10 protein-coding genes are annotated in these 11,476 nt (G+C 67.2%); 4 read left to right on the top strand and 6 right to left on the bottom strand.

Annotated features, from left to right (window positions below; genetic code table 11):
- Positions 1 to 2 precede the first annotated feature (2 nt).
- The 3 genes from C566_RS0115125 to mnmA all read right to left on the bottom strand — a co-directional run bounded on the left by C566_RS0115125 (position 3) and on the right by mnmA (position 4,256).
- Positions 3 to 1,094: an ABC transporter permease gene (locus C566_RS0115125; RefSeq protein ID WP_026266736.1), complete on the bottom strand. Its 1,092-nt coding sequence runs from the start codon at positions 1,092 to 1,094 to the stop codon at positions 3 to 5.
- Between the two features lie 134 nt (positions 1,095 to 1,228).
- Entirely contained in the window at positions 1,229 to 2,857 is a 1,629-nt protein-coding gene (locus C566_RS0115120) for an ABC transporter substrate-binding protein (RefSeq protein ID WP_018775196.1), read from the bottom strand.
- A gap of 286 nt (positions 2,858 to 3,143) precedes the next feature.
- Positions 3,144 to 4,256: a tRNA 2-thiouridine(34) synthase MnmA gene (gene mnmA / locus C566_RS0115115; RefSeq protein ID WP_081627349.1), complete on the bottom strand. Its 1,113-nt coding sequence runs from the start codon at positions 4,254 to 4,256 to the stop codon at positions 3,144 to 3,146.
- 268 nt (positions 4,257 to 4,524) lie between these two features.
- On the opposite strand from mnmA, the gene C566_RS0115110 reads away from it, so the two are divergent.
- On the top strand, positions 4,525 to 5,763 hold the full coding sequence (locus C566_RS0115110) for an NAD(P)/FAD-dependent oxidoreductase (RefSeq protein WP_018775194.1): 1,239 nt from the start codon (positions 4,525 to 4,527) through the stop codon (positions 5,761 to 5,763).
- Here the strand turns inward: C566_RS0115110 and C566_RS0115105 are convergent.
- Positions 5,760 to 7,001 carry a cysteine desulfurase family protein gene (locus C566_RS0115105; RefSeq protein WP_018775193.1) on the bottom strand — a complete coding sequence of 414 codons (1,242 nt, stop codon included), beginning with the start codon at positions 6,999 to 7,001 and terminating at the stop codon, positions 5,760 to 5,762. The two genes, C566_RS0115110 and C566_RS0115105, sit on opposite strands and share 4 nt — an antisense overlap.
- 152 nt (positions 7,002 to 7,153) lie before the next feature.
- Between C566_RS0115105 and C566_RS21600 the strand changes: the two genes are divergently transcribed.
- On the top strand, positions 7,154 to 8,155 hold the full coding sequence (locus C566_RS21600) for a DMT family transporter (protein WP_155846898.1): 1,002 nt from the start codon (positions 7,154 to 7,156) through the stop codon (positions 8,153 to 8,155).
- On the opposite strand, the gene C566_RS0115095 is transcribed toward C566_RS21600, so the two are convergent.
- Positions 8,097 to 8,867 carry a helix-turn-helix transcriptional regulator gene (locus C566_RS0115095; protein WP_018775191.1) on the bottom strand — a complete coding sequence of 257 codons (771 nt, stop codon included), beginning with the start codon at positions 8,865 to 8,867 and terminating at the stop codon, positions 8,097 to 8,099. The genes C566_RS21600 and C566_RS0115095 overlap by 59 nt on opposite strands.
- 92 nt (positions 8,868 to 8,959) lie before the next feature.
- Between C566_RS0115095 and C566_RS0115090 the strand changes: the two genes are divergently transcribed.
- Positions 8,960 to 9,388: a hypothetical protein gene (locus C566_RS0115090; protein WP_018775190.1), complete on the top strand. Its 429-nt coding sequence runs from the start codon at positions 8,960 to 8,962 to the stop codon at positions 9,386 to 9,388.
- Between the two features lie 58 nt (positions 9,389 to 9,446).
- Here C566_RS0115090 and C566_RS0115085 read toward each other — a convergent pair whose 3' ends face one another.
- The gene (locus C566_RS0115085) at positions 9,447 to 10,340 is read right to left on the bottom strand and encodes a diacylglycerol/lipid kinase family protein (RefSeq protein ID WP_018775189.1); all 894 of its coding nucleotides are present in this window, start codon (positions 10,338 to 10,340) and stop codon (positions 9,447 to 9,449) included.
- Between the two features lie 141 nt (positions 10,341 to 10,481).
- On the opposite strand from C566_RS0115085, the gene C566_RS0115080 reads away from it, so the two are divergent.
- Positions 10,482 to 11,465, top strand: a complete 984-nt coding sequence (locus C566_RS0115080; protein ID WP_018775188.1) for a J domain-containing protein — start codon at positions 10,482 to 10,484, stop codon at positions 11,463 to 11,465.
- Positions 11,466 to 11,476 lie beyond the last annotated feature (11 nt).

The following is an 11,476-nucleotide window of genomic DNA, read 5'->3' as shown; positions in this document are numbered from 1 at the left end:
GGCTAGTACCTCACTCGCGGGTCGATCAGGGCTGCGACGACGTCCACGATGAAGTTCGTCACGGCAACGATGACCGCCAGCATTACGACGATTCCCTGGACGGCCACGAAGTCGCGGGCATTCAGGTATTGCACCAGCTGGTAGCCGAGGCCCTTCCACTCGAAGGTGGACTCCGTGAGGACGGCGCCGCCGAGCAGGAGGGCAATCTGGAGCCCCATGACCGTGATGATCGGGATGAGGGCAGGCTTGTAGGCATGCTTGGTCACGAGCCGGTAATTGCTGACGCCACGGGACCGGCCGGCCTCGACGTAGTCCTTGCCGAGTGTGCCGATGACGTTGGTGCGGACCAGCCGCAGGAAGACCCCTGCCGTCAGAAGCCCGAGGGTGAGCGCGGGGAGGACTGAATGGGCCGCGACGTCGCCGAACGCGGCCATGTTGCCGCTGCGCAAGGCATCCAGCCAGTAGATCCCGGTCGGTGCGGCCAGGCTTCCCATGGCCAGTTCGGTCCTGGTGGAGGCCCGTCCTGCGACGGGCAGCCAGCCGAGCCAGACGGAGAAGGCCAGCTTCATCAGCAGGCCGGCGAAAAACACCGGGGTGGCGTAGCAGAGGATGGCGAAGAACCGCAGGACGGCGTCGGGTGCCTTATCGCGCTTGTAGGCGGAGATAAGCCCGAGCGGGATGCCGACCACGAGCGCCACGATGAGGGCGTTGATGGCCAGTTCCAGGGTTGCCGTGCCAAACGTGATGATCATTTCGACCACGGGCCGGCGGTCGGTGATGGTGGTGCCGAAGTTGCCGGTCGCCACCTGGCCAACATATTCGAGGTACTGCACGAGGATCGGGCGGTCGTAGCCGGCGTCGTGGATGCGCTGCGCGAGCGCTTCCGGGGGAAGCCTGCCGCCCTGGGCGGCGGTGATGGGGTCGCCGATGACCCGCATCAGGAAGAAGACCAACGTCACCAGGATGAATATGGTCGGAATGATCAGGAAGAACCGGATCAGGATGTAGGTCCCCAAGCCCCCACCCGAGGATTTTTTCTTGGACGGAAGAAGTCCGTCGGCGTCGTTTAGCGGCGCCTCAGTCAATGTTGTCATTGGTACCTAAGATTGTGCTGTCGCGGCCTTGGGCGGGCCGGCGTGGACTGCAGGGTGCGGCAATGACCAGCAAAGGCGGGGCGCCTCGAGGGCGCCCCGCCTGGCAGGCTGGTCAGGTCAGCACAGGTGCAGCCTTACTTGGAAATAGTTCCCAAACGGAACTTGAAGGAGGCATCGAGGGTGGAATCGACACCCTTGACACCGCTGCCGGAAATGGCAACCTGCGCGCCCTGGAGCAACGGAAGCGTCGAGATGTCCTTGGCGAGGGCATTCTGCGCATCCTTGATCGTGGACTCGCGTTCAGTCTTATCGACGGTGGTGAGCTGCTTGCTGATCAGGTCGTTGACGGTCGGGTTGTTGTAGTGGTTCTTCAGGAAGCCGCCCTCCGGGAAGAACGGGGTCAGGTAGTTGTCGGCGTCGCTGAAGTCCGGGAACCAGCCGAACTGGAACAGGGGGTATTCGTCGGCGCGGCTGGCCTTGCTGTAGGTGACCCATTCGGTGGACTGCAGGTTGACCTTGAACAAACCGGACTTCTCCAGCTGGTCCTTGATCATGGCGTACTCGTCGCCGGAGGACTTGCCGTAGTGGTCCGGGTTGTACTGCAGGTTCATCGAGACGGGGGTCGTCACACCGGCGTCGGCCAGGACCTTCTTGGCCTTGTCCAGGCTCGGCTTGCCGGCGTCGCCGTAGGCGTCCTTGAACGATTCGTTGGCGCCCAGGAAGCCGCTGGGAACGTTGGAGTACAGCGGCAGGTAGGTGCCCTTGTAGACCTGGTCCGCGATGGACTGGCGGTCAACGAGGTTCGCGATGGCCTGGCGGACGGCGAGCGCCTTGGCCGGATCGGCGTCGGCAGCCTTGGCACCGAACGGCATGGTGTCGTAGTTGAACGTGATGTAGCGGATTTCGCCGCCGGGGCCAACGTTGACCTTGACCTTGGAGTCCTTCTTCAGGTCATCGACGTCGGTGGCGCTCAGGCTGCGGTTAGCGACGTCGATGTTCCCCTGCTGGATGTCCAGCTTCATGTTGGTGGGGTCGGCGTAGTACTTGATGGTGGCGGCGTCGTTGGCCGGCTTGCCGAGGACTCCCTGGTAGTCCGGGAATGCCTTGAAGCTGATCAGCTCGTTCTTCTTGTACGTGTCGATCACATACTGGCCGTAGAAGGCCTTGGCCTTGACGATCGAGTCGTCGTCAAGCAGCTTGTCGGCCGGGAAGACTTCATCGTCTACGATCGGCGCGGCGGGGCTGCTGAGGATCTGGGCGAAGGTCTGGTCGTTCGCCTGCTTCAGCTTGAAGACCACGGTGTTCGCATCGGGGGCGGTGATGCTTTCGACGTTGGTCAGCAGGCTTGCGGGACCGGCGGGATCATTGATCTTGGTCTGCCGGTCGAAGGAGAACTTGACGTCCTTGGAGTCGAGCGTGTGGCCGTTGGCCCACTTGAGGCCCGGCTTGAGCTTGACCGTGTACTCGGTCGGCGAGGTGAAGGACGCGGACTCGGCCAGGTCCGGCACGGGATCTGCGCTGCCCGGCTTCGAGTTGAGGAGGAAGGAGTAGATCTGGTTCATCACCATGAACGAACCGTTGTCGTAGGCGCCCGCCGGATCCAAGGCTGTGACCTTGTCCGTGGTGCCGTAGGCGATCGGACCGCTTGCTGCGGCTGATGACCCGCCAGCGCCGCCGGTCGGCCCGGTGCAGGCCGTCAGTGCAAAGGCGGAAACCCCGGCGAGCGCGATGACGCTCTGCCAGGCCTTTTTGTTCATTGCCATCTGTGAACTTTCTGTTCGATGCGTTCTAGCGCAACCCGAAGTGAAACGAAGGACTCGTCGGGCGGCACGCTTTGCTGATCCCTAGATTCAACCAGACAATCATTCGGTGAAACGTTGCATTTTGTGAGTTGAGACACAAAATTTACACGATTCGAAGGTTTCTCTCATTTTCTTCAGGATTCCGCCCGGATCTTCGGCAGGGTCACTGGCCCGCCGGCCGTCGGGTGAACGACGAAGGGCCCCGCCATCTGGCGGGACCCTTCGCTGGATTCGGTGTGGCGGGCGGCTAGAGAGCGGCCCGCTGCAGTGAGCGCGCGGCATCGATCGTGGCCTGGCCGAGCACGCGGCTGCCCTGGTAGAGCACGACGGTCTGGCCGGGGGCCACGCCGCGCAGCGGCTCGGTGAGGGTGACCACCAGCTCGTCCCCCGCCATGTGCGCGCGGGCCGGGACGGGGTCGCCGTGGGCGCGGACCTGGGCGTAGCAGTCGAACTCTTCGCCCGTTGCCACCTCGGCGATGGGCAGCCCCGCCCAGGAGACCTTGATGCCGCGGATTTCGTCGATGGCGAGCAGCGCCTCCGGGCCCACCACCACCTTGTTCTCCTTGGGCCGGATCTCCAGCACGAACCGCGGCTTGCCGTCCGCGGCCGGGGTGCCGAGCTTCAGCCCGCGGCGCTGGCCCACGGTGAACGCGTTGGCGCCCGGGTGCTCGCCGACCTTCGCGCCGGATTCGTCCACGATGTCCCCCGTGGTCATTTCAATCTTCTCGGCGAGCCAGCCGGCGGTGTCGCCGTCGGGGATGAAACAAATGTCGTGGCTGTCCGGCTTGTTCGCCACGGAAAGGCCGCGGCGCTCCGCCTCCGCGCGGACCTCAGCCTTGGACGGCGTCTCGGCCAGCGGGAACATCGAGTGCTTGAGCTGTTCGTGGGTCAGCACCCCGAGCACATAGCTCTGGTCCTTGGCCCAGTCCGCCGCTCGGTGCAGTTCGGGGTTGCCGTCGGCGTCGGTGATGACCTTGGCGTAGTGGCCGGTGCACACGGCATCGAAGCCCAGGGCGATGGCCTTCTCCAGCAGGGCGGCGAACTTGACCCGCTCGTTGCAGCGCATGCAGGGATTGGGGGTGCGGCCCGCGGCGTATTCATCGATGAAGTCCTGGACGACATCTTCCTTGAACCGCTCGGAAAAGTCCCAGACGTAGTACGGGATCCCGAGGATGTCGCAGGCACGCCAGGCGTCACGGGAGTCCTCGATCGTGCAACAGCCTCGGCTGCCGGTTCGCAGGGTGCCCGGCATCCGGGACAGCGCGAGGTGGACGCCGACGACGTCGTGCCCCGCCTCGACGGCGCGGGCGGCGGCAACGGCGGAATCGACGCCGCCACTCATGGCTGCAAGAACTCGCATACTGGCTTTCTCTAGGGTTCGGGGTGTCGCAGGCTCCGGGGGTGCTGTTCACAGCTGCAGTACTGCTGGGCTTCACAACTGGGCTTCACAACTGGGCTTAACTGCACTGGTACTGCCGGCCCCCGGAAATAGCACAATGCCTGCTACGCCATTCTATCGCCACGCCGAATCCTCCCCAAAAGGCCTTGACGGGGCCGCGTCCCCCTTCTAGCGTCAGGATAAGCAGTTTTAGAAAACGGAACTGCGCACTCGCGGGAATCGAGCGGACATGGTTGTCGGGAACATCGTGATCGTGGGCGGCGGGCTGGCCGGTGCCACCGCCGCCAAGACGTTGCGGGCGGAGGGATTCGGCGGCCCCGTGGTGCTGGTGGCCGCCGAGTCCCACCCGCCTTACCTGCGCCCGCCGCTGTCCAAGGAGTACCTGCTGGGCAAGGCCGGCGACGACACCCTGCCGGTGGTGCCCGAGGACTGGTACGACGCGAACGACGTCGACCTCCGGCTTGGCGTCCAGGCCACGGCGCTGGACCCGGCGGCCCGGGCCGTGGTTCTGGAGCACGGGCAGCGGCTGGAGTACGGCTCGCTCCTGCTCGCCACGGGAGCGCGGCCCAGGACCATCCCGCTGCCCGGCAGCGGGCTCGACGGCGTCAGCACGTTCCGGACGGTGGAGGACAGCCGGCGCCTGCACGCCCGCCTCGCCGAAGGTGGCCTGAACGTGGTCATGGTCGGGTCCGGCTGGATCGGGATGGAACTGGCCGCCGCCGCCAGCACCTTTGGAAACACGGTTACCCTGATGGGGCTGGAGGACGTGCCGCTGGGCGCGGCGATCGGCCCGGACCTGGGTGGCTTCTTCCGCGAGCTGCACGAGGCCCACGGCGTACGGTTCAGGCTTCCGGCGTCTGCTGCCGGGATCCAGGGGCAGTCGGGACGGGCGACGGCAGTGGTCACCGATGCCGGCGAAGTGCTGCCCGCCGACCTGGTGGTCGTCGCCGTCGGGGTCGTGCCGGAGGTCGGCTTGGCCGAGGCGGCCGGCCTCGGGATCCGCAACGGCATCCTCACCGACGCGTCGCTGCGGACCTCCGCGCCCGTGATCTTCGCCGCCGGCGACGTCGCGAATGCCCTGCACCCGTTCACCGGCGAGCACCACCGCAGCGAGCACTGGTCCAATGCCCTCAATGGAGGCAAGGTGGCCGCCAAGGCGATGCTCGGCCTCGACGCCACGCTGGACACCATCCCGTACTTCTACACGGACCAGTACGACGTCAGCATGGAGTACTCGGGCTTCCCGACGCTCGTTGCCGGGCCACCGGTCATCCGCGGCTCACTGGCGGACAAGGAGTTCATTGCGTTCTGGCAGCAGGAAGGCCGGGTGATCGCCGGAATGAACGTCAACTGGCCCCGCGCCGCCAAGCCGCAGAAGGCGATCAAGGCCCTCATCAACGCCCGCACCGCCGTGAGCCCGGACCTGCTTGCCGACTCCTCAGTACCCCTGGATCAGCTCCTGGATTAACTCCCTGCGGGGGCTTGACGGGCAGACTCCCGCGCGACTGTTCCCGCGGTCTGGATGCTGGACTCATGCCCGGCCATGCCCGCCTGGCGGGCCCGCGCATAGGCGCCCGGCAGCGCAGCGAGCAGGGCATCGACGTCGGCGTCGGTCGAGGAATGCCCGAGCGTAAAGCGCTGCGCCCCCCTCGCCGTGTCCTCATCCAGGCCCATCGCCAGCAGCACATGGGAGGGCCTCGGAACACCCGCGGTGCAGGCGGAGCCCGTGGAGGATTCGACGCCGGCGAGGTCCAGAAGGAACAGCAGCGAGTCCCCTTCGCAGCCGGGGAACGTGAAATGCGCATTGCCGGGCAGCCGCCCGGGGCCCGGGGCACCCCGCAGGACGGCCTCGGGGACGGCCGCACGGACCCCCTCGATCAGCCGGTCCCGAAGGGCCGCGATCCTGGCCGCTTCCTCGGGGAGTTTCGCGGCAACGGCCTCGGCGGCCGCGGCAAACGCGGCGATCGAGGCGGTGTCCAGCGTCCCGGAACGGACGTCGCGTTCCTGCCCGCCGCCATGCTGGACGGGGGTCAGCTTCACCGCCCGGCCCAGGATCAGCGCACCGACGCCGACCGGTCCGCCGATCTTGTGCCCGGAGACGGACATGGCGTCCAGGCCCGTCCCGCGGAAGTCAACGGGCAGGGAACCGAAGGCCTGGACGGCGTCGGAGTGGACCGGTACGCCGGCAGCGTGGGCCAGTTCCACAACCCGGGCGACGGGCTGGATGGTGCCGACCTCATTATTGGCCCACATGACGCTCACCAGTGCGATCGAGCCCGGATCCCGGGACAGCTCGGCTTCGAACACGGCCAGGTCCACGACGCCCGCGGCATCGACCGGGAGCCAGCAAACCTCGGCGCCCTCATGCCGTTCGAGCCATTCGACGGTGTCCAGCACCGCATGGTGTTCGACGGCGGAACAAAGGATGCGGTTACGCGCGGGATCCTCGGCACGGCGGGCCCAGTACAGGCCCTTGACCGCCAGGTTGTCCGCCTCGGTCCCGCCGGAGGTAAAGATGACCTCCGAGGGATGGGCGCCGGCGGCCGCCGCGAGTACTTCCCTCGCGTCCTCCACGGAACGCCGGGCACGGCGGCCCGATCCATGCAGCGATGAGGGGTTGCCGGTCCGGGCCAGTTCGCGCGTCAGTGCGGCCAGCGCTTCCGGGGCGAGGGTGGTAGTGGCGGCGTGATCGAGGTAGACAGGCACAGCCCAATTCTACCTGCGTGCACCCGGGCAGCCGCGGGGCCAGGGCGAAGGCGCAGCGTTAGGGCGAAGGCATAGTGCCGGGCCGAAGGCCCGGGGCGAGGGCGCCGGGCGGAGGGACGGTGAAGAGCACGGTGCTGGTGTACATTCAAGCGGTGAAAGCGCCCCTCTGCCTTGTGCTGGCGACCCTGTTCTGGTCCGGCAATTTCGTCGTCGGACGGGCCGCCGTTGCCTCCATGCCCCCGCTGGAGCTGACCTTCTGGCGCTGGACCCTGGCCGCCGTGCCGCTGCTGGTCCTGGCCCACTTCATCGAAAAGCCCGACTGGGGCGCCGTGCTGCGCCACTGGCGAGTGCTCCTGCTGCTGAGTGTCCTGGGCATGAGCGGCTACACGCTGCTGCTCTACGGCGCGCTCGGATTCACGTCCGCGATGAACGCCTCCCTGATGACGGCCGCAAACCCGGCCCTCATCGTGGTCATGGCGATCATCCTGCTCGGCGAGAAGACCACGCGGCTGGGCTGGCTCGGCATCTGCCTTGGCCTGTTGGGTGTGCTGCTCGTCCTGACCCAGGGCGACCTGGCCCGCGTGGTCAGCCTCTCCATCAACACCGGTGAGCTCATGATGATCGGCGCGATCATCGTCTGGGGCTTCTACACGATCATTGCCCGCCGGCTGACTGTGCCGCCCATCGCGGCCACAGCGGTGCAGGTGGTGATCGCGACCGTGATGCTGGCGCCGTTTGCCCTCGCCATGAACGTGCAGTTTCCCGACACCGCGGCCGAGGGCTGGTCAATGGCGTACATCGCCCTGTTCCCGTCCCTTGGTTCCTACCTGCTGTGGAACCTGGCGCTGAAAACCACCCCGCCCGGGACCGCGGGAAACTACCTCAACCTGATGGTCGTCTTCACCGCGATCATCACCGTGCTGCTCGGGACGCCGCTCACCCTAGTGCAGATCGTAGGCGGCCTCTTGGTGATCGCCGGCGTCCTGCTGACCGGAATCAAGGGCCAGGCCCGCAGTGCCGGCCGGCCCGCCGGCAGGGCCCCGGCCGGGACGGTCGCCGCCGCTTCAGGCGGGCAGGGTCACGCAGGCAGCCCGGTCACGATGGCAGAATACGGGCACAGCACTGCCCGGGCTGCGCGCCGCCCTGCTCCCTGAGATCTTCGATGGCGAGCGCTTCGATCCGGTCCGGGTCGATCCCCAGGGCCGTTGAGGCCCCGCCGAGGAAGGCGCCGTTCATGGCGCACACCACGTCTGCGTGCCCGGCGGCGAGCCGGTGGAACGGGCAGTTCAGCAGCACCAGTCCCCCGCCGCCGTCGTCCGCCGGGCAGTAGCCCTGCCCCGCCAGGAAGTCCGCGAACGGACCGGCGCCATCGGGACCGGCGGTCCGGTCCGCCTCCGCCGCCCCGGCGGCCCCTTCCGGCTCGCGGCCGGCTGCGCGGGCTGCCGACTCACCCGCTGACTGCCCCCTGGCGCGGGCAGCCCGGAGCAGGGCCTCCCGCGGCGATCCGCCGCCGCTGGTTGCGTCCTCGATCGCGGACACCAGCAGTTCGGCGGCGAGGTCATAGTGGCGGTCGGGAACGGAGGCCGCGACCTCGTCCACGGCGGCCCGGTACAGCTTGGCGGGCCTGCCGGAACCGGGGCCCTCCCGCCCTCCGAGCTTTCGGAACTCCACGGCCAGCAGCCCGTCTTTCACCAGCCGGTCAAGATGGAAGGAGGCGGTGCTCCGCGCCAGGCCGACGGCCTGGGCTGCATCGTCCCGGCCAACGGCATCTGCCGCTGAGGCGACGAAGTCAAACAGCCTCCTGCGGCTCTCGTCTCCCAGCGACGCGACCGCCGCAAGCCTGTGGTTCCACGGAGGCTTGGTCATGAGACAAGAATATCTCTAAAAACAAGAATCATTGCTTAATCCTCGTGCGGGCCTCTAAAATCGAAGTATCCATTTTTAGAAGGAGCAATGCCATGAAAGTTTCCCCAGCCCTCGCCACTCCGACGCATCAGCCCACAAGGGACCGCCAGGCCTTCCTGTTGCTGCGGACCGTCTTTACGGTTGCGCCGATCCTGTTCGGCCTGGACAAGTTCACGAACCTTTTGACCGACTGGACCATGTATCTGGCCCCCGTGGTGACCCAGGTGGTTCCGCTGCCGGCCCAGACGATCATGTACATCGTTGGCGTGGTGGAAATCGCCGCCGGTGTAGCGGTGGCGCTGCGCCCGCGCTTCGGATCGGCGCTTGTGGCTGCCTGGCTGCTGGGCATCATCATCAACCTGATCATCCTCGGCGGCTTCTATGACGTCGCTCTGCGTGACTTCGGGCTGCTCGTGGGCGCCCTGGCACTGAACAGGCTGTCCCCGCGCAAGGCCGCGCCGGCCGCTACGCCGGGCAGCTAGGTGTACTGGGTCATCGAGGTTGGTCCCCAGCAGTTAGGCGACGACGCCGGGCACGCCACTACGCCAAAACGCAGACGGCCCGCGGAACGACCTCGATGGTCATCGGGAGCGCCCCGATCCGCTCGCCGTCGGCGTAGGCCACGATGTTGCTGGCCGACAGTTCCACGGTGCGGACCCGGCGAAGCTGCACGGCGGGGTGGCCCACGTGCTTGCCGGCGAACACTTTCGGGAACACGGCCAGCAGCCCGGTCCGGGACAGCCTGCTGACAATGAACAGGTCCAGGTAGCCGTCATCGAGGACGGCTTCCGGGACAATCATCATCCCGCCGCCGATCGACTGGCCGTTGGCGACGGAAATCAGCATGGCGCCCTGCTGCCACCGCTCGCCGTCGGCCGTCACCGTGTAATCGATGGCCCGGAACGACGCCAGTTCCCGAAGCATGGCGAGCTGGTAGCGGATCTTGCCGCGCGGCCAACGCCAGTCATTGGCCCGCTCATTGACGGCGGCATCGAATCCGGCCGAGACGACGCCCGCAAACAAGCGGGAGGATCCTCCAGCGGTGATCCTGCCGGCGTCGATCATCCGGCCGCCGTCGGCCAAAGACTCCAGCGCCCTTTCGCAGGCCGCCGTGAGGTTGTGCAGCGGCAGGCCCAGCGCCCGGGCCGTATCGTTGCCCGTCCCGGTGGGAATGATGCCCAGCGGAACCCGACGGCCGGCACCGGCAATCGCATTGAGCCCGAGGTGGACCATGCCGTCGCCGCCCACCACCACGAGGGCATCCACGCCGGACTCCAGCGCATCTTCAACGGTCTGTGCGAGCCCGGCATAGCTGTCCTCGCACAGCAGCAGGACCTCCGCCCCGGCTGCACGGAAGTGCGCCGCCGCGTCCTTCCCGGCGTGCCGCGCCCGGCCAAAGGATGCGCGCGGGTTGACGGCGACGGCGATCAGCATGCGCGCAATTATGCCAGCCGCCGGGAACCATCCCTGTACACGCAGTCGTTATCCCTCCAGCCGGTTAAACTGGGCACGCCGGACGCCCACGAACGGTCCGGCATTCGCACCGCCGGCACCATCAATGAAAAGGATCTCTGTTTGACGCAGGGCAGCAGCTCGCACTACCAGGTCCTCGGGATCCCCGTGACGGCGACGGAGAAGGACATCAAAGTGGCGTACCGCAAGGCCGCCCGGACCGCCCACCCGGACCACGGCGGCGATCCTGCCGCGTTTCGGCGCGTCACCCTCGCCTACGAGACACTCATCGACACCAAGCGCCGCGCGGACTATGACCGCTCCTACGGCAGCGCATCCGGCGGGGCGTATGCGTCGCCCGCCGGCGACGAGGGCGCCCACTTCGACGCGCCTGCTGCTGGCAGCCGGGCCTCGGCCAACGTGCGACGGCCGAACACTCCGCGGAATACGGCCGCGGACCCACCCGTCTACGTTCCGCCGTTCGAGCAGTTTGACAGCGGGACGGCGGTGCCGCTGATTCCCGCCAGCGTGGCCCGACAGCAGGTCCACGGCATGCCCCGCAAGCGCGGAATCTTCGGTGCCGAAGCCCGGATCCAACGCGAGATGCGCACCGTGCAGCTCATCAGCAGGCAGATCCTGACCACCATCCCGGCGGCGCGCCTCGTCAACGGGCTGCAGTCCCCGGCGGACAACAGCCACATCGACCACGCCGTCCTTGCCGGGTACCGGCTCGCGATCGTGGGATCCATGCTCCTGCCGCCGGGCGCCTATGCATGGAACGGCAGCACGCTGACCCACGGTGGACGCTCCGTTGCCCCGCCCCAACTGGGCCACATCGTGCGCCGGATGCAGGACATATTTCCCGAGCTCAATGTCACCGGTTGGATTGTTGTCCACAGTACGGACGGCAATCTGCATCAACCGGTCATCGACCGGCACCGCCGCGCCGGCGGCCAGGGAAGCGGGTACGGGGAAGGCTCGGGCCTTGTCGAGGTGGTCAATGCCGCGGGCCTGGCCCGTGGCCTCAAGTTGTTCCTCGGCTCGGGACCGGCGCCCAACACGGTCAACGTTCCCGTTCTGGCCCGCCTGCTGGGCGGAATGCACTAGATACCGCCCGG

Origin of the sequence: Arthrobacter sp. 131MFCol6.1 (genome assembly GCF_000374925.1) — a bacterium.
Taxonomy (GTDB): domain Bacteria; phylum Actinomycetota; class Actinomycetes; order Actinomycetales; family Micrococcaceae; genus Arthrobacter.
Note: the sequence above shows the minus strand (reverse complement) of the source record. Positions and strands in the feature narration are given on the sequence as shown.